We start from the raw sequence: 17,295 nt of genomic DNA, 5'->3' as shown, positions 1-17,295 counted from the left end.
ACCACCATCGAGTCGGAGATCTGCGGTCAGCTGAGGATCACCTGCAGGTTATCGATCTCCGCGCCATCGATCCGTTTGAGGAGCAGGCGCCCGAGGCATTCGCCCGCGGCGGTGAGGTCCTCATAGATCGCCTCGACGCCCGGCTGGATGTCGGAGAGGAGACGGGACGTCTGCTTGGCGACGATGTCGTATTCACCTCCGAGCGTCCAGCCGCCGTCGGAGAGCCCGGTGATCGCAGCCATGGCGGAGACTTCGCCGGGACAGATCAGGGCGTCGGGAGGATCGGGCTGTTGCAGCCGCGTCCGGAAATAGTCCCGCACCATGCCGGCGGTGGAATCGAGCGTGATGCCCTCGGCGAGTTCGTAGGCGATACCCGCCTCGCGCACCGCCGTCATGAAGCCGTGCAACATGTGCTGGCTGAAGGTGAGATGTTTCGGCGGCAGGATGATCGTCAGCTTGTGGCGACCCTTGGCGATCAGGCGGCGAGCGGCCTCGTAGGCGAAGGCGTAGTTGTCGTAGTCGACGAACGGGTGCGGGGTGGTGAATTCGGTCCTGCCGTGACTGACGAAGGGAAAGTCCTTTTCGATCAGCAGCCGTACGCGGGGATCGAGAACCTCGGTTCGGGTGAAGATGATGCCGTCTGCGAGATTGTTGCGCACGATGTGCTCGACGGCTTCTACATTGGAGCTATCGAGGAAGTTGGGCATCACGATCAGATGGTAGGGCGTGCCCTTCAGCGCCTTGGTCACACCGTAAAGCAGGGAAGTTCCAAAACCGAGGATTTCCTCATGCTGGTCGAGGAGGACGCCGATGACATTGGTCTTGCCGGTCTTCAGTCGCTGCGCCGCACGGTCCGGCATGTAGCCCATGCGGTCGGCGATCTCGCGCACGCGTTCTCGCGTCGTACTGCTGATCAGCGGGTCGTCGGCGAGCGCCCGCGACACGGTGGTGACTGCAAGGTTCGCCGCTTCGGCGATCGTCTTCAGCGTGGCTTTGCCGGTCGCAGCCCTGCGGGTCTGGCTTTTGGCGTTCTCGATCTTGATCTTGGGCACTCTGACTGTTCTTCGCACGATGAAAGACGAACGAGCGTAACCTCCGGAAGCCTCGCCGGCAAGAATTCGCAGGCGAAATTTAAAACGATTTCATTTTTGTCTGTGGACGACGGCGCCGTAAAGGCTGTCGCTGCTTCTACAGTAAGGAGCGCGCGGAGGAGCGGACGTGACGATGCGAAAGGGTTCTTGACTCTGTCGAAGTTGTAACGTTTCAAATTATTGCGCACCGACCGGTGCCTGAATATTCCCGATGTCACGAGCAGGGCTCGACGGCGCCGGGACCGCGGGAGGGAGACCCGCCAACTTGCCAAAGAGGAGGATCGAATGAGCAAGTTTCTGACGACGACCGCAATTGCACTGACGATGATGGCCGGTGTCGCTCGCGCCACCGATGTGGAGGTGTTGCACTGGTGGACCTCGGGTGGCGAGGCGGCCGCTCTCAACGTACTGAAGGAAGATCTCGCCAGCAAGGGCATCGGCTGGGTCGACATGCCGGTGGCCGGTGGCGGCGGTGAAGCGGCGATGACGGCGCTTCGTGCCCGCGTGACGGCCGGCGACCCGCCGACGGCCGTGCAGATGCTCGGCTTCGACATTCTCGACTGGGCCGAACAGGGCGCGCTCGGCAATCTCGACGAAGTGGCGAGCGCGGAAGGCTGGGACAAGGTCATCCCGGAAGCGCTGCAGAAGTTCTCGAAGTACGACGGACACTGGATCGCGGCCCCGGTCAACGTCCATTCGACCAACTGGGTCTGGATCAACAAGGCAGCGCTCGATGCCGCTGGCGGCAAGGCACCGGAAAGCTGGGATGAACTGGTCGCCGTGCTCGACAAGATGAAGGCGAACGGCATCACCCCGCTCGCCCATGGTGGACAGCCCTGGCAGGATGCGACCATCTTCGACGGCGTCGTGCTCTCGAAGGGCACCGATTTCTACAAGAAGGCCTTCGTCGACCTCGACGAGGGGACGCTCAGCGGCGCCGACATGGCGGATGCCTTCGACCGGCTGATGAAGCTCAGGACCTATGTCGACGACAACTTCTCCGGCCGCGACTGGAACCTCGCTTCCGCCATGGTGATCGACGGCAAGGCCGGCATGCAGATGATGGGCGACTGGGCCAAGGGCGAGTTCCTGAAGGCCGGCAAGAAGCCGGGTGCCGATTTTGTCTGCATCCGCTTCCCCGGGACGCAAGGGTCGGTCACCTTCAACTCCGACCAGTTCGCCATGTTCAACGTGTCGGGTGACGACAAGGTCAAGGCGCAGATGGAGATGGCTTCTTCGATCGAGAGCCCGAAATTCCAGTCCGCCTTCAATGTGGTCAAGGGATCCGTTCCGGCCCGTACCGACGTTCCGGACACCGATTTCGACGATTGCGGCAAGAAGGGCATGAAGGATCTGGCGGAGGCGAGCTCCGGCGGTACCCTGTTCGGCTCGATGGCGCACGGCCATGCCGCGCCCGCAGCGGTCAAGAACGCCGTCTACGACGTCGTCACCAAGGCCTTCAACGGTGGCTACAAGGACGGCGCGGAGGCCGCCAAGGCGCTCGCCGAGGCGGTTGCGGCGACGAAGTAACCGCAGATGCCGGGCGGCGACTTGCCGCCGCCCGGTCATTCGCCGGCGAGGCAGACAGGCCGCGCCCGGCACGATCGACAGGCACAGGGAGGAGATCCATGACAAGCTCAACGCGGGCCGATATGCGCACGCGCCTGCAGGACTGGCTGCCGAAGGTGGTGCTCGCACCCTCCCTCGCGGTGACGCTCGTCTTCGTCTACGGCTTCATCCTGTTCACCATCTTCCTATCCTTTACCGGATCGAAGATGCTGCCGCTCTATACCTTCGTGGGGCTCAGCAACTACACGCGGCTCTGGGCGCTCGAGAACTGGCACATCGCGATCGTCAATATCGCGATCTTCGCAAGCCTCTACATCGTCATCTGCACGGCACTCGGCCTCGGCCTCGCGATCTTCCTCGACCAGAAGATCCGCGGCGAGGGGTTCTTGAGGCCGATCTACCTCTATCCGATGGCACTCTCTTTCATCGTCACCGGCACGGCATGGAAATGGTTCCTCGATCCCGGCATCGGGCTGGAGCGGATCATGCGGCTCTGGGGCTGGGAGAGCTTCACCTTCACCTGGATCAAGGACAACGATATGGCGATCTACACGATCGTGATCGCAGCGGTCTGGCAGACCAGCGGATTCGTCATGGCGATGTTCCTCGCCGGGCTTCGCGGGATCGACAACGAGATCCTGAAGGCTGCCCAGATCGATGGCGCGTCCAGCCTGCAGCTCTATCGCCGCATCGTCATCCCGCTCCTGAGGCCCGCCTTCCTTTCGGCCTTCGTCATTTTGAGCCATCTGGCGATCAAGTCCTATGACCTCGTCATCGCGCTGACCGGGGGTGGCCCCGGTCGGGCGACCGAAATGCCGGCGACCTTCATGTATTCCTATACGTTCACCCGCAACCAGATGGGCGTCGGCGCGGCCTCCGCGGTTGTCATGCTGATGACGATCGCCGCGATCATGGTTCCCTATCTCTATGCCGAGCTGAAGGAGAAGAACTGATGTCTGCCGTCAGCCAGGACACTGCGGTCAGGACCGGCCGCGTCGCCCGCACCTTCATCTACCTCGTGTTGCTGCTCTTTGCGCTCTTCTACCTGTTGCCGCTCTACGTCATGGGCATCAACTCACTGAAGCCACTGCCGGAAATCACCGGCGGCAACATGATGGCGCTGCCGCAGACCTGGACGCTGGAGGCCTGGAAATCCGCGTGGTCGACCGCCCAGATCGGCGTGTCGCCGACCGGCCTCAGGCCCTATTTCCTGAATTCCATCCTGATGGTGGTCCCGGCGGTTGCGATCTCCACCATGGTCGGAGCGCTGAACGGCTACGTACTCACGAAATGGCGCTTCAGATACGACACGATCATCTTCGGACTGATGCTGTTCTCCTGCTTCATCCCGTTCCAGATCGTGCTGATCCCGATGGCACTCGTGCTCGGCAAGCTCGGCCTCGCCGGATCGGTGCCGGGTCTCGTCCTCGTCCACGTGGTCTACGGCATCGGGTTCACGACGCTCTACTACCGCAATTATTACGCCGCTTTCCCGACGGAACTCGTCAAGGCGGCCCAGATCGACGGGGCGGGCTTCTTCCGCATCTTCTGGCGCATCCTGCTTCCGGTTTCCGGGCCGATCACTGTGGTTTCCGTGATCTGGCAGTTTACCAACATCTGGAACGACTTCCTGTTCGGCGTTTCCTTCGGTGGCACCAGCCAGCCGATGACCGCGGCGCTCAACAACTTGGTGCAGTCGTCGACCGGCGTGAAGGAATACAACGTCCACTTCGCCGGTGCGATCATCGCCGCTCTTCCCACCCTCTTCGTCTACATCGTCGCCGGCCGATATTTCGTGCGCGGGCTGATGGCGGGCTCAGTCAAAGGATAAGAACATGGGCTTTCTCGACATCAACAACGTCACCAAGTCCTACGGACAGCTCGAGGTGCTCCATCGCGTCGACATCTCGGTCGAGGAGGGCGAGTTCCTCGTACTGGTCGGACCGTCCGGCTGCGGGAAGTCCACGCTCCTCGGCATGATCGCCGGCCTTGAAAACATCTCCTCCGGTGAAATCGCGATCAAAGGCCGTGTCGTCAACGGCGTGCATCCCTCAAAGCGCAACATCGCGATGGTATTCCAGTCCTACGCACTCTATCCCAACATGACAGTCGGGCAGAACATCACCTTCGGGCTGGAGATGCACGGCGTGCCGAAGCCCGAGCGGGAGAAGGCGCTCAGCGAAGTCGCCAAGCTTCTGCAGATCGACCATCTCGTCGACCGCAAGCCGGGGCAGCTCTCCGGCGGTCAGCGGCAGCGCGTCGCCATGGGTCGGGCGCTGGTACGTGACCCCGACGTCTTCCTGTTCGACGAGCCGCTCTCCAATCTCGACGCCAAGCTGCGCGTCGACATGCGCACCGAGATCAAGAAGCTGCACGAGAAACTGAAGACGACGATCGTCTACGTCACGCACGACCAGATCGAGGCGATGACGCTCTCGACGCGGATCGCGGTGATGAACAAGGGCTATATCCAGCAGCTCGGAACGCCGAAGGAGATCTACGACACACCCGCGAACGTCTTCGTCGCGACCTTCATGGGAAGCCCGGCAATGAACGTGCTTCCGGCCCGCGTCACCGTCCGTGACGGCCTGCCCCACGCGGCTGTGAAGGACGGCGAGGGCGGCGAGCAACATCTGCGTTTCAGCCAGCAGAACCTGGCCGCATGGGACGGCAGGGAAATCCTCCTCGGCATCCGGCCGGAAGCGATCACCGACCCGGAGGGTGCCGACCGCAAGTCGAAGAACATCGTAGGGCTCAAGAACCGGGTCGTCGTCACCGAGCCCGCCGGCTCCGACACCTTCGTCACCATGACCCTCGGGGCCAAGGACGTGATTGGCCGCATGCGCGCCGATACCGACGTTCATGCCGGCCAGGCCTTCGACTTTGCCGTCAACATGGAAAAGGCCGTCGCCTTCGACCCGAAGACGGAAGAACGCATCCGGCCATGAACGCTCGCAACGCTGTCCCCGACATCGCACCTGATATCGTCATCGTCGGCTCCGGCATGGGCGGCGCCAGTCTCGCGGCCGCCTTGGCAACAAGCGGCCGGCGGATCCTCATCATCGAAAAGGGGGAATGGCTGACACCGTCAACGGCCGACCGCGATCCGGAGGCAATCTTCGGCAAGGCGCGGTTCCGGCCGAAGGAAGAGTGGCTGGACGGGGAGGGGCGCCCCTTCAATCCGGGAAACTATTACTATGTCGGGGGCAATTCGAAGTTCTACGGCGCCGTTCTCATCCGCTATCGCCGTGAGGACTTCACGCCGCTCCGCCACATGGGCGGGACGACGCCGGGCTGGCCGATCGGCTACGACGAACTCGAACCCTTCTACCAGCAGGCGGAGACGATCTTTCAGGTGCGGGGCACGCTCGGTGAGGATCCGACGGAGCCCACCCATTCCGGCAGCTACGTCCATCCACCGGTTCCCGACGAACCGGCGATCGCCGATCTTCGCCGGCGGCTCGGCCGGGTTGGCATGCATCCGGCCTCGCTGCCGCTAGGGGTCGACATCGAGCGCTGGCTTGCGGGTGGGCGCACCACTTGGGACGCCTTCCCCGACACCTGCGGCGGCAAGATGGACGCCGAAACGGCCTGCCTGTCGAAGGCTCTAGCGCATCCGAACGTCACGCTGCTGACGGGGTGCGAGGCAAGGCGCCTGCTTGCGTCCGAAGATGGCCGTATCAGGGGAATCGAGGTCGAGGCGCGTGGCGAACGCAGAGTGATCACGGCGCCGCTCGTGGTGCTTGCGGCGGGCGCGGTCCGCTCAGCGGCGCTCCTTTTGGCATCCGCCGACCGCCGCCATCCGAACGGGCTTGCGAACTCTTCCGACCAGGTCGGGCGCAACTTCATGAACCATAATTGCTCGGCGGTGCTGGCGCTCAATCCGCTCCACCGCAATCCGTCGGTCTACCAGAAGACCCTGCTGGTCAACGATTTCTATCTCACCGGCGGTCCGAAGGGCGAGCCCCTCGGCAACATCCAGTTGCTCGGTAAGATCACCGGTCCGATTCTTGCGGCCAGTTCGTCCCTGCCGCGGCCGCTCGCGCACTGGATCGCTGCGCGGTCGATCGATCTCTATGCGATGTCGGAGGATCTGCCCAATCCCGAAAGCCGCGTGACGCTGAGGGACGGGCAAATCGTGCTCGACTGGAAACGCTCGAACTGGGACGCGCATCTGGCGCTCGTCGCACGTCTCAAGGCGCTCCTTCGCAAAGCCGGCTATCCGGTGGTTCTGTCGCGCGCCTTCGACCGGCGCACGCCGTCCCATCAGTGCGGCACGGTGCGCATGGGAGCCGATCCACGAACGAGTGTCGTCGACAGCTATGGCCGCAGCCACGATCACGGCAACCTCTTCGTCGTCGACGCCTCGATTCTGCCGACCTCGGCGGCCGTCAATCCGGCGCTGACGATCGCCGCCCTTGCGCTCAGGGCTGCAAGGCACATCACCGAAACGGAGTTCCATCAGTGACACGGCTCGCTCTCATCACCGGCGGACAGCAGGGCATCGGGCTCGGCATTGCCGAGGCGCTGGTCGGCGCCGGCTACCGCGTGGCCCTGGTATCGCGCTTGGAGCCGGAGGCCCCGCAGGTCGGGGCCGCGCTTGAGAAGCTCGGGGACAGGGCGTGCTATTTTCGTCACGACCTGCAGGAAATCGACGGCGTCCGCACCGTGCTCGACGCGGTCGAAGGGGAAATGGGACCGGTGACGACACTGGTCTCGAATGCCGGCGTGCCGGCGAAGGTGCGCGGCGATATGCTCCATCTTTCTCCAGAGAGCTTCGATTTTGTTCTCGGCGTCAATCTGCGTGGCGCCTTCTTCTTCGCCCAGGAGGTGGCTCGCCGCATGGTGGACAGGCCCTCCGACGTCTATCGCTCGCTGATCTTCGTTACCTCTGTCAGCGCGACGATGGCCTCGATCGAGCGGGCTGAGTACTGCATCTCGAAGGCCGGGGCGGCGATGATGGCGGAGCTCTTCGCCGTTCGACTGGCGCCGCACGGCATCGGCGTGTTCGAGCTTCGGCCCGGCATCATTGCAACCGAGATGACCGCCGGCGTGAAGGACAAGTACACCGCCCGGATCGAAGGGGGGCTCGTGCCGGCGCAGCGCTGGGGACAGCCGGAAGACATTGGTCGCGTGGTGGTTCCGATGGCCGAGGGAAACCTCGCCTTCGCCAGCGGCGCCGTCGTCCCCGTCGACGGCGGCCTTTCGATCCCGCGCCTTTAGGAGCATCGCATGAAGACGTCCTATGATTTCATCGTCGTCGGGGGAGGCTCGGCCGGTTCGGTGCTCGCCGCGCGGCTCTCGGAGAACCGGCATACACGTGTCCTCTTGCTCGAGGCCGGTGGGCGCGACTGGCATCCCTTCTATCACCTGCCGGCGGGCTTTGCCAAAATGACCAAGGGCATCGGCAGCTGGGGCTGGCAGACAGTACCGCAGCGGCACATGAAGGACATGGCGATCCGTTACACCCAGGCAAAAGTGCTCGGCGGCGGCTCGACCATTAACGCGCAGATCTATACCCGCGGCAATGCGCTCGACTATGACGGCTGGCGGCAGGCGGGCTGCGAGGGGTGGGCCTACGAGGACGTGCTTCCCTATTTCCGCAAGGCCGAGGACAACGATACCTACGACAACCGCTATCACGGCAAGGGCGGGCCATTGGGCGTGAGCAAACCGGCGGCGCCGTTGCCGATCTGCGAGGCCTATTTCAGAGCAGCCGGTGAGCTCGGCATTCCCTTCAACCCCGACATGACCGGGGAAAAGCAGGACGGCGTCGGCTACTACCAGCTCACCCAGCGCAACGTCCGCCGGTCCTCCGCCTCGATCGCCTATCTCAATCCGGTGCGGGGTCGCAAGAACCTGACGATCCGGACTGGAGCGCAGGTTCTGAGGATCGTCGTCCAGAACGGGCGCGCCGTCGGCGTGGAGCTCGCTGGCGAGGGTGTCGTTCGCGCTGAGCGCGATGTCATACTCTCGTCCGGTGCGATCGGCAGCCCGCGGCTGTTGATGCTCTCCGGCATCGGGCCAGCCGACCATCTGAAATCCATTGGCGTGCCCGTCGTCCTCGACCAGCCCGGCGTCGGCTCCAACCTCCAGGATCACCTCGACCTCTTCGTGATTGCCGAGTGCACTGGCCCGCACACCTACGATCGCTACGCCAAGCCGCATCTCTCGGTGCTGGCCGGGCTTCAGTACATCCTCTCGCGGACCGGGCCGGTGGCGTCCAGCCTCTTCGAGACCGGCGGTTTCTGGTATGCCGACCCTGAGGCGCGCTCGCCGGACATCCAGTTCCATCTCGGCCTCGGCTCCGGCATTGAGGCAGGTGTGGCGGTTATGGAAAACGGCGGCGTGACGCTCAACTCCGCCTATTTGCGGCCGCGCTCCCGCGGCACGGTGCGACTTGCCTCGGCCGATCCGCTCGCCGCGCCGCTCATCGATCCGAATTATTGGGAGGATCCTTACGACCGCGAAATGTCGATCCGCGGCCTGAAGCTCGCCCGTGAGATCATGCGGCAGGATGCCCTGAAGCCCTTCGTCAAGGCCGAGCGTCTGCCGGGCCCGGACGTCTCGACCGACGAGGACTATTTCAACTACGCTTGCGCGCACGCCAAGACCGATCATCATCCCGCCGGCACCTGCCGCATGGGCTCCGATCCCGCCGCCGTCGTCGATCCGCGCCTCAGGTTCAACGGTATCGACGGCCTGCGCGTGGTCGACGCCTCGATCATGCCCGCCGTCGTCTCGTCGAACACCAACGCGCCGACGATCATGATTGCCGAAAAGGCCGCCGACATGATCCGCGCCGACCATGGAGCGTAAGATGATCCGTCATATCGTGCTCGTCCGGTTCCGCGCGGATGTCGATGAACCAACGATCGACGCCCTCTTCGAGGAGCTTCACGCCATAGAAGGAAAGATCAACGGCCTACTTTCCATCACCTCCGGGCGCAGCGAAAGCCCGGAAAAGATCGAGCGGGGCTACAGGCACGGCTTCGTCGCCGATTTCGCCGACTGGCAGGCGCTTGAAGCCTATCAGGCCCATCCCGATCATCAGCGCCTCGGCGCCCGGCTGATTGCCCATGCGGAGGGCGGTCTCGACGGGATTCTCGTCTTCGACCTGCCGGTTCAAAACTGAAGGACATCGCCATGATACGTTTGCCCACCGAGGATTGCCGGATAGAGGACTACACGCTCACCGGCACGCCGCTCACGCCACGCGCGCCTTCCCGCCCGTTGACCCGCACCGCCTTCGCCGCGGCGCATGTCGTGTCGGACCCGCTTCGCGAGCGCAATCCCTGGGACACGCGGCCCGCGGTCGATTGGGAGGCGACGCTCGCCTTCCGCGAGGGCCTCTGGAACCAGGGGCTCGGGCTTGCCGAAGCCATGGATACCGCCCAGCGCGGCATGGGCGTCGACTGGCAGACGGCGCGAGAGCTGATCGAGCGTACCATGGCCTCGGCACGCTCGCATCCGATGAAGCCGCGGGTCGCTTGCGGCGCGGGCACCGATCACGCGGCCCGACAGGATCTGCGTGATGCGGGCGCAATCCTCGCGGCCTACGAACATCAGGTGGAGGCGATCGAAACCGCCGGCGGACAGTTGATCCTGATGGCCTCACGCGCCTTCCCGGCAATTGGGGCTGGACCCGAAATCTACCGCTCGGTCTATCGCAAGCTGATCGACGGGGCGGCAGCGCCCGTCATCCTGCACTGGCTGGGTGACATGTTCGATCCGGCGCTCAAGGGCTATTGGGGCAGCGAGGACGTCGCGGTTGCGAGCGACTCCGTCCTTGCGCTGATTGCCGAAAACCCGGCCAAGGTCGACGGCATCAAGATCTCCCTGCTCGACCGGGCGCACGAGGAGGCCTTCCGCACCCGACTGCCCGAGGGCGTCCGGCTCTATACCGGCGACGATTTCAACTATGCCGACCTGATTGCCGGCGACGGCAAGCATTACTCCCATGCGCTGCTTGGAATTTTCGCGGCGATCGCGCCGGCGGCCTCGCAGGCCCTCGATGCGCTGGCCGGCGGCGACCTTCAGACCTACCATCGCCTGCTGGCACCGACGGTGCCCTTGAGCCGCGAGATCTTTCGCGCACCGACGCGCTTCTACAAGGCGGGCATCGCCTTCCTCGCCTGGCTCAACGGCTACCAGAAGCACTTCATCATGCCGGCCGGTTTCCAGTCGAGCCGCGACATTGTCCACTACAGCGCGGTCTTCCGCCTCGCCGACCAGGCAAACCTGCTTGCCGACCCCGAGCTTGCCGTGAGAAGGATGCGTCTTCTGCTGGAGATCAACGGAGTCGAATGAGCGGCAATGGAGCGTAGGCCGACAATCGTGGATGTGGCGCGCGTTGCGGGCGTGTCGAAGTCGACCGTCAGCCTCGTGCTGCAGAACAGTTCGCTGGTCAAGGAGGAAACGCGTCGCACGGTTCGCGAGGCCATGGACCGGATCGGCTATGTCTACAATCGCGCCGCCGCCAACCTGCGCACCTCGAATGTCGGCCTGATCGGCCTCGTCATCAACGACCTTCGCAACCCGTTCTTCACCGAGTTCGCGACTTCCCTGCAGATGGCGCTGTCGGCCCGCGGTTATGCGACCGTGCTCGCCAACACCGACGAGGACCCGCGCATCCAGGCGCAGGTGGTCGCGGCGATGATCGAGCACGGCGTGTCGGCGCTCGTCGTCTCGCCGGCTTACGACGACGACGCTTCGACCTTCGAGGCGATCGCACGGGCCGGCATCCCGACCATGCAGGTGCTGCGCAAAGTCAATCCGCATGTCGACCGCTTTCCGTTTGCGGCGCCCGACTACAGGAACGGAAGCCTGCTCGCAACCCGGCACCTACTCGGCTTCTCGCCACGACGGATCGCCTTCATCGGCGGTCTTCCCGACCGGGCAGTGACACAGGAGCGGATGGCCGGCTATCTACAGGCGCTGGACGAGGCCGGCATGGAACCCTTCATCGTCTCGGGGCGCGCGAGCCGCGCCTTCGGGCGCGAGGCCGCCGGCTCGCTGACGCGCGACCACCCGGACGTCGATGCGGCGATCTGCTTCAACGACCTCGTCGCGCTCGGCATGATGTCGGGCTTCGCCCAGATCGGCAGGGCTGTCGGGCGTTCGTTTCGTATCGTCGGCTTCGACGATATCGAGGAGTCCAGCCAGGTCTATCCGACGCTGTCGACCGTCCGCTGCGGGATCGCCGACTTCGGCCGGCAGATCGCCGAAACGGTGCTCGCATGGCTGGAGGAGAACCGTCCCCCTCAGCCGGAGCGCCTGACCGCGGTCGATCTCGTCATCCGGGAAAGCAGCGGAAGGAAATGATGCCCTTCCGGTCTACTGGTTGATTTCGGGTTCGACGAGTTTCGCCAGCTTGCGCAGGCATTCCTGCCAGCCGAGATAGCAGGCTTCGGGCGGGATGACATCCGGGATGCCCTGTTGCTCGATATGCATCTCCGTTCCGACGGAGACGCTTCTGAGAGCGATCGTGGTGGTCATCTCGCCCGGCAGGTTGGGATCATCGAAGCTGTCGGTGTAGACGAGGCGTTCGCCCGGCACGACCTTCGTGTATGTGCCACCGAAGGAATGGCTGCCCCCGGTCGTGAAATTGCGGAAGGACATCCGGTGCTTGCCGCCTTCCCGCGCGTCGAGCTCGTGGACGGTGCAGGTGAACCCGTTGGGCGGGAGCCAGCTTGCCACTGCGTCGGGTTCGACGAAGGCCCTGAAGACCTTCTTTGGCGAGGCGGTGAGGACGCGGTGCAGATTGACGGTACCTGGCATGATTGTTTCCTTTCTGGTCGAACGGGTGGAAGCGGTTCGGCTCCGCCAGCGCGGTCGCCATTGACCTGGCGCATTTCGGGCGGGCTCAGGCTTGCAGCGGGCCAACCGGGCGATAGGTGTTGATGAGCACGCCCGAGGATGCGGGTTTCGAGCTGACGAGAGCAAGCGCACGCGCATCCGCCCCGTCTGGGACGATGCGCTTGCCGCGGCCGAGCAGGATGGGGAAAACGAACAGCAGGACCTCGTCGACCAGGTCGCTTTCCAGCAACACGGACGGCAGCGTCGAACTTCCCCAGAGGATCAGGTCGGGGCCGTCCTCCGATTTGGCTCGCCGAACACCTTCCGCGATATCCGCTCCGAGGTCCTCGACCGGTCCCCAGGTGAGGCTGTCCGGCCTGTGCGTCGCGACGTACTTGGTCGCGGCATTCAGGCCATCTGCCAATGGACCTGTCTGCTTCGGCCAGAATGGGGCCCAGATGTCATAGGTCCGGCGCCCGAGAAGCAGGTCGAAGGGGCGGCCGTGGAGAGCGGAAATGGTTTCCCTGACTTCCGGAGAGGAATGCAGCATAGCCCATCCACCATGGTCGAAATTGCCGTCCCGGTCTTCGCCGGGGCCTCCCGGGGCCTGCACGACCCCGTCGATCGAAATCTGTTCGAGGATTCTCAGTTTTCTCATGGACTTTCCTCCCTGTTTTTCGCCTCTATTGCCTGCACGCGAATGCTCGGCGGCATTTGTGAACGGCAAGGCCGGATGGAATCAGGAGTGCCGGAGGTGAAGGCGCCGGCCATCGAAGCGCCAGCCCAGCACGAACCTTGTTCCGGGCCCGTGAACGGCGGCGACAAGAAGGCCGGCGATGAACGTGAAATGGTTGACGAAGAAACCGAACTCCATTGGATTGCCTTCCCAGCGCGACGGTCCGTGGAAAGCAAAGGTCAGGAACAGCACGTAGATCACGGCCAGTGTGGCAGCTTCGGAATAGAAGGCACCGGTGAAGAAGGCCAGCGCGAGCCCCAGTTCGAAGAACGCAGCTACCCACGCGAAGAGGAGCGGGAGCGGAAAGCTGATCGACGCGATATAGCCTGCCGTTGCGCCCATGTCCGCGAACTTCATGGCGGTTGCGAGGAGGAAGGTGCCGCCGAAGAGCAGGCGAGCGACGAGAATTGCGAGTGTCTTTGTCATCTCATCCGATCCCTCTGTTGGTTGCAGGAATGCGTGGTAAACGTCATCTTGCTCGTGGATATTCGAGCTGCATCGCCACCACGTCGGTCGTGGGTTCGCCGTAGCGTGCTGCAATTGCCTCGAGCGACCGGTCCAACGCGGTGGCAGGTCGCTGGTCGGGGAACATTGTGACGTAACGCCCCTCCGGCCAATCTTTCGTTACCCGATCCGGCACGATGCGAATGCCGTTGGCAGTCAGCACGGAGGGCGCCGTGTCGGCCAAGGTCGTGACCATCGACCGATAGGTCCGGGACCAGGCATCTGCCACGAGCGCAAGTGAAACTTCGTCCATGCCGGACCTGAGGCGGATGCCGAGCTCCTCGTGATTCCATAAGGCGATGCGGTTGGTCAGTACCGTCGCCGCGAACGGACGTGTCACCTTGAAGGCGTCGCTCGCGTGTCGCAGGTCCCACTGGCCGAGTCCAAGGTCCTGCGCCACTGCATCGGCCTTGGGCCGTCCGGCGATCGCCTCGATTAGCGTCAGCGTCATCGGCATCGAGGCGCTGATGCCGGTCGTAGTCGCCACGTTTCCGTCCGCGACCACACGACGGTTCGCAACGTATCGTGTCGTCGGGCTGCGCTTCAGCAATTCGCGCAGGTAATACCAGTGGGTCGTGGCTCGCTTGCCGTCGAGCAGCCCGGCGGCAGCAACCACCTTGGCGCCGGCGCAGACGCCGATGATCCTTGAGCCCTTTTCGGCCTGGCTCCTGATCCACGCGAGAGCCGCAGGATCGTCGTCGCGGCTCATCGCCGGCACGATCACGTAGTCGGCTCCCTCGGAGTGCGCGGCATCGAATTCGGCAACGGTCATATCCGGTTCGACCTCGAGTGCCGGATAGAGCTGCACCGGACCGGGGCCGGTCGCCAGCATCACGACGTCGGCTACGTTGGCTCGACGCAGTATGCCCGCCGGCATGACATAGTCGGTGGTTTCCGTGGCGTCGTTGATGCCGATCACCGCAATGAGCGGGCGCTCGCGCCCGGACGGTCTCAGCGCCGCCGTCACGGCGTCGGTTTCCGCTTGCGGCACGGGGGGCGCCTTCGCCGCTGTCGCAGGGGGCAGGCTGAATATCCATCCGCCGAAACCCGCCGTGGCCAGAACGACAAGAACAACACCCCAAAGCAAGATGGTTCTAGACATCGCAGTCTGCTCCAACGCCAGAATGCACCGCCTCGACGCCGCCGGCAAGCGGGAGCTTCGATGACCTCCGAACGGTAGCAAGGAACGTCTGTGGCAGAAATGACAAAAGTCTGCTAATTTCTGCCAATGCATCACGTGGCCTTCATCGTGTATCCGGGCTTTGAACTGCTTGACGTCTCCGGACCGGCTTCGGCCTTGAACAGCGCCAATCGCGCCTTAGGGCAGCGGGGCAGATCGGCCTTCTACAAGATCTTACCGGTCTCGGCCGGGGGAGGTCCGGTCGAAAGCAGCAGTGGCATTGCCATGGATACCGTCGCGATCGGAAACCTCCAGTCTGGACATGTTCAGACGGTCCTTATCGCGGGTGCGGAGCGCGACCCGCTTCTCGAGGTCATGAGAGATCCCGTGTTGAGGGCGGCCATTCCCGATCTCGTCGCCAGCACCGAGCGCTTTGGTTCGGTCTGCACCGGGGGTTTCGTGCTGGCCGCGCTCGGTCTGCTCGATGGGCGAAGGGTTGCGACCCACTGGGATTCCTGCGAGCCGTTCGCCAAAATCTTCCCTGAGGTGATCGTCGACGCGGACGCCCTCTATGTCGTCGATGGCCGTCTCTGGACGTCGGCCGGGGTGACCACCGGCATCGACATGGCGCTGGCGATGATCGCGCACGACCTCGACGCGACGATTGCCGGGGAGGTGGCAAAGCGGCTGGTCCTCTACGCCCGTCGTCCCGGCTACCAGTCGCAGTTCAGTCCGGTACTGCAGGCGCAGGTAAAGGGCGATAGCCCCTTCGCCGACCTGATCGGATGGATGCAAGCAAATCTCGCCGAGCCGCTGGACGTCCCTTCTCTCGCCGCACGCGCCGGCCTCACCGAGCGCACCTTCCATCGCAAGTTCGTGGCCGCGACCGGCGAGACGCCTGCCCGGTTTGTCGAGACCGCGCGCCTCGACGCCGCACGCATGCTGCTGTCCCGCGGGCTTTCTCTAAAATCTGTTGCGGCGCAGGTTGGCCTCTTTCCGACCGCCCGGCTGACGGAAGCTTTCGAGCGGCGCTTCGGTATTGCGCCGCGGCTTTTTCGCGACATGCACGAAGAATGGTAGGCCGCGATCCGCGCTGCACCGCTGCGGCCGTTCCGACGGACGTTCTTATCGCCGGGTGTTGGCGAAGCCTGCGAGGCGCGCATATCCGCGAACGACGGCCTCCCGCTCATCATGGGATGCGACGTCGTCGATATCCTCGAACCCCTCAGGCGCACGTGCCTCGACCATGTCGATGACGCCTTCCGGGCCACCCTGGCGGTTGGCAAGAACGATCTCGGACGTCTTCGGCCTGCGTTCGGCGTCGTAGCCGGCGAGAGCCTCTTCCGCCGATGCCGCCGAGGAAAGGTGATCCGAGAGGCTGCGTGCGTCGAGGATTGCCTGGCTCGCGCCGTTGGAACCGACGGGATACATCGGATGGGCGGCGTCGCCCAGCAGCGTGACGAGTCCGAAGGACCATCGCTGCAGCGGTTCGCGGTCGCAGTTCGGATATTCGTAGAAGTTGCCGGTTGCCGGGATAATTGCGGCCGGATCGACGAAATCGAGATGAAACCGGTCGCGAACGAACGGAAGCACTTCGGCGAGAACACCGGGGCGGCTCCAGTCCTCGGCCCGTAGAGGGCGTGCTCCGCTGTCGCCGGTCTTGGCCATCACCGCCCAGTTGGTCAGGCGCAGGTCATCCCGGCCGGGAACCGTTGCGATCGGATAGAAGACGAACTTGGCCACGTTTCCGCCGGCGATCGCCATGGTCCGGCCGTTGCGCCAAGCCGGCCACAAGGTGCAGCCGCGCCAGAGCATGATGCCGCTCCAAACCGGCGAACCCTCCTCCGGATAGAGCTGGGATCGGACGGCTGAATGAAGGCCGTCGGCGCCCACCAAAACGTCCCCCGAAACGGACGACGAGGCACCGTCGTGGCCGCAGATCTGGACGGTTACCCCTCCGTGCGACTGCGTGAAGCCGGTTACGCGGCAGGCCGTGTGAACCGCCTCTCTTCCGAGCCGCACGACGACAGCCTTGTAGATCAAGCTCAGCAGCTTTCCACGATGAATGCTGATCTGAGGATAGTCATAACCTGCCTCCATCCCACGCAGTTCACGCCATATGACCTGGCCGAAACGGTTCGCATAGATCAGTTCATGCGTGCGGATACCTTGTGCGTCGAGGTCGGAGAGCAGGCCGAGCCCTGTCAGCTCCTTGACGGCGTGGGGTAGCATGTTGATCCCGACCCCGAGCTCGCGGATGCTTTCTGCGCGCTCGAAGATTTCGACCTCGATGCCGGCCTTGTGGAGGAAGAGGGCGGTCGTGAGGCCACCGATGCCGCCGCCCGCGATCAGAACCTTCATTGTCCAACTCGCTGCTTCTAACGGTTCGAAGCAGGGTATCGAGGGAGAAGCCGGCCGCAAATGACAGAAGGCGCCGGATTCCTGCCAACGGCGGCGGCGCTTCGACCGTCGCCGGA

17 protein-coding genes are annotated in these 17,295 nt (G+C 64.0%); 11 read left to right on the top strand and 6 right to left on the bottom strand.

Going from position 1 to position 17,295, the window contains the following annotated elements:
- Positions 1 to 26 precede the first annotated feature (26 nt).
- Entirely contained in the window at positions 27 to 1,052 is a 1,026-nt protein-coding gene (locus H4I97_RS24370) for a LacI family transcriptional regulator (protein ID WP_182308260.1), read from the bottom strand.
- Positions 1,053 to 1,376: 324 nt separating this feature from the next.
- Between H4I97_RS24370 and H4I97_RS24365 the strand changes: the two genes are divergently transcribed.
- The 10 genes from H4I97_RS24365 (at position 1,377) to H4I97_RS24320 (ending at position 11,984) form a co-directional block, all read left to right on the top strand.
- Positions 1,377 to 2,621: an ABC transporter substrate-binding protein gene (locus H4I97_RS24365; protein ID WP_182308259.1), complete on the top strand. Its 1,245-nt coding sequence runs from the start codon at positions 1,377 to 1,379 to the stop codon at positions 2,619 to 2,621.
- 98 nt (positions 2,622 to 2,719) lie between these two features.
- A complete protein-coding gene (locus H4I97_RS24360) occupies positions 2,720 to 3,613 on the top strand; it encodes a carbohydrate ABC transporter permease (protein ID WP_182308258.1) in 894 nt (297 codons plus the stop codon).
- Positions 3,613 to 4,491, top strand: coding sequence for a carbohydrate ABC transporter permease (locus H4I97_RS24355; RefSeq protein WP_182308257.1), 879 nt, complete (start codon positions 3,613 to 3,615; stop codon positions 4,489 to 4,491). Before H4I97_RS24360 ends, H4I97_RS24355 begins: the two co-directional genes overlap by 1 nt.
- Positions 4,492 to 4,495: 4 nt before the next feature.
- Positions 4,496 to 5,608 (top strand): ABC transporter ATP-binding protein, encoded by a 1,113-nt coding sequence (locus tag H4I97_RS24350; RefSeq protein WP_182308256.1) that lies wholly within the window; start codon positions 4,496 to 4,498, stop codon positions 5,606 to 5,608.
- Positions 5,605 to 7,128, top strand: coding sequence for an FAD-dependent oxidoreductase (locus tag H4I97_RS24345; protein WP_182308255.1), 1,524 nt, complete (start codon positions 5,605 to 5,607; stop codon positions 7,126 to 7,128). The genes H4I97_RS24350 and H4I97_RS24345 overlap by 4 nt, the downstream gene beginning before the upstream one ends.
- A complete protein-coding gene (locus tag H4I97_RS24340; RefSeq protein ID WP_182308254.1) occupies positions 7,125 to 7,883 on the top strand; it encodes a 3-ketoacyl-ACP reductase in 759 nt (252 codons plus the stop codon). Before H4I97_RS24345 ends, H4I97_RS24340 begins: the two co-directional genes overlap by 4 nt.
- A gap of 9 nt (positions 7,884 to 7,892) precedes the next feature.
- Complete coding sequence (locus H4I97_RS24335; RefSeq protein WP_182308253.1) at positions 7,893 to 9,479, top strand: GMC family oxidoreductase; 1,587 nt, start codon at positions 7,893 to 7,895, stop codon at positions 9,477 to 9,479.
- Between the two features lies 1 nt (position 9,480).
- Positions 9,481 to 9,795: a Dabb family protein gene (locus H4I97_RS24330; protein ID WP_182308252.1), complete on the top strand. Its 315-nt coding sequence runs from the start codon at positions 9,481 to 9,483 to the stop codon at positions 9,793 to 9,795.
- Positions 9,796 to 9,800: 5 nt separating this feature from the next.
- The gene (locus tag H4I97_RS24325) at positions 9,801 to 10,970 is read left to right on the top strand and encodes a dihydrodipicolinate synthase family protein (protein WP_182309060.1); all 1,170 of its coding nucleotides are present in this window, start codon (positions 9,801 to 9,803) and stop codon (positions 10,968 to 10,970) included.
- Positions 10,971 to 10,976: 6 nt separating this feature from the next.
- Positions 10,977 to 11,984 (top strand): LacI family DNA-binding transcriptional regulator, encoded by a 1,008-nt coding sequence (locus H4I97_RS24320; protein ID WP_182308251.1) that lies wholly within the window; start codon positions 10,977 to 10,979, stop codon positions 11,982 to 11,984.
- A gap of 12 nt (positions 11,985 to 11,996) precedes the next feature.
- On the opposite strand, the gene H4I97_RS24315 is transcribed toward H4I97_RS24320, so the two are convergent.
- The 4 genes from H4I97_RS24315 to H4I97_RS24300 form a co-directional block, all read right to left on the bottom strand.
- Positions 11,997 to 12,440, bottom strand: coding sequence for an SRPBCC family protein (locus H4I97_RS24315; RefSeq protein ID WP_182308250.1), 444 nt, complete (start codon positions 12,438 to 12,440; stop codon positions 11,997 to 11,999).
- 85 nt (positions 12,441 to 12,525) lie between these two features.
- Entirely contained in the window at positions 12,526 to 13,116 is a 591-nt protein-coding gene (locus H4I97_RS24310) for a dihydrofolate reductase family protein (protein ID WP_182308249.1), read from the bottom strand.
- Positions 13,117 to 13,197: 81 nt separating this feature from the next.
- Positions 13,198 to 13,620, bottom strand: coding sequence for a DoxX family protein (locus H4I97_RS24305; RefSeq protein ID WP_182308248.1), 423 nt, complete (start codon positions 13,618 to 13,620; stop codon positions 13,198 to 13,200).
- A gap of 43 nt (positions 13,621 to 13,663) precedes the next feature.
- Complete coding sequence (locus tag H4I97_RS24300; RefSeq protein WP_182308247.1) at positions 13,664 to 14,800, bottom strand: DJ-1/PfpI family protein; 1,137 nt, start codon at positions 14,798 to 14,800, stop codon at positions 13,664 to 13,666.
- 126 nt (positions 14,801 to 14,926) lie between these two features.
- Between H4I97_RS24300 and H4I97_RS24295 the strand changes: the two genes are divergently transcribed.
- Positions 14,927 to 15,898: a GlxA family transcriptional regulator gene (locus H4I97_RS24295; protein ID WP_182308246.1), complete on the top strand. Its 972-nt coding sequence runs from the start codon at positions 14,927 to 14,929 to the stop codon at positions 15,896 to 15,898.
- Between the two features lie 45 nt (positions 15,899 to 15,943).
- On the opposite strand, the gene H4I97_RS24290 is transcribed toward H4I97_RS24295, so the two are convergent.
- Complete coding sequence (locus H4I97_RS24290) at positions 15,944 to 17,179, bottom strand: flavin-dependent oxidoreductase (RefSeq protein ID WP_182308245.1); 1,236 nt, start codon at positions 17,177 to 17,179, stop codon at positions 15,944 to 15,946.
- Between the last annotated feature and the right edge of the window lie 116 nt (positions 17,180 to 17,295).

The organism is Ciceribacter thiooxidans, from assembly GCF_014126615.1.
Classification (GTDB): domain Bacteria; phylum Pseudomonadota; class Alphaproteobacteria; order Rhizobiales; family Rhizobiaceae; genus Allorhizobium; species Allorhizobium thiooxidans.
This window is presented reverse-complemented; position numbering and strand designations above follow the sequence as displayed.

Coding starts and splice junctions, on each gene's coding strand:
- H4I97_RS24305 (WP_182308248.1), bottom strand. CDS start 13,620: ATGACAAAGACACTCGCAATTCTCGTCGCTCGCCTGCTCTTCGGCGGC.
- H4I97_RS24345 (WP_182308255.1), top strand. CDS start 5,605: ATGAACGCTCGCAACGCTGTCCCCGACATCGCACCTGATATCGTCATC.
- H4I97_RS24350 (WP_182308256.1), top strand. CDS start 4,496: ATGGGCTTTCTCGACATCAACAACGTCACCAAGTCCTACGGACAGCTC.
- H4I97_RS24365 (WP_182308259.1), top strand. CDS start 1,377: ATGAGCAAGTTTCTGACGACGACCGCAATTGCACTGACGATGATGGCC.
- H4I97_RS24310 (WP_182308249.1), bottom strand. CDS start 13,116: ATGAGAAAACTGAGAATCCTCGAACAGATTTCGATCGACGGGGTCGTG.
- H4I97_RS24320 (WP_182308251.1), top strand. CDS start 10,977: ATGGAGCGTAGGCCGACAATCGTGGATGTGGCGCGCGTTGCGGGCGTG.
- H4I97_RS24355 (WP_182308257.1), top strand. CDS start 3,613: ATGTCTGCCGTCAGCCAGGACACTGCGGTCAGGACCGGCCGCGTCGCC.
- H4I97_RS24360 (WP_182308258.1), top strand. CDS start 2,720: ATGACAAGCTCAACGCGGGCCGATATGCGCACGCGCCTGCAGGACTGG.
- H4I97_RS24290 (WP_182308245.1), bottom strand. CDS start 17,179: ATGAAGGTTCTGATCGCGGGCGGCGGCATCGGTGGCCTCACGACCGCC.
- H4I97_RS24315 (WP_182308250.1), bottom strand. CDS start 12,440: ATGCCAGGTACCGTCAATCTGCACCGCGTCCTCACCGCCTCGCCAAAG.
- H4I97_RS24300 (WP_182308247.1), bottom strand. CDS start 14,800: ATGTCTAGAACCATCTTGCTTTGGGGTGTTGTTCTTGTCGTTCTGGCC.
- H4I97_RS24335 (WP_182308253.1), top strand. CDS start 7,893: ATGAAGACGTCCTATGATTTCATCGTCGTCGGGGGAGGCTCGGCCGGT.
- H4I97_RS24295 (WP_182308246.1), top strand. CDS start 14,927: ATGCATCACGTGGCCTTCATCGTGTATCCGGGCTTTGAACTGCTTGAC.
- H4I97_RS24330 (WP_182308252.1), top strand. CDS start 9,481: ATGATCCGTCATATCGTGCTCGTCCGGTTCCGCGCGGATGTCGATGAA.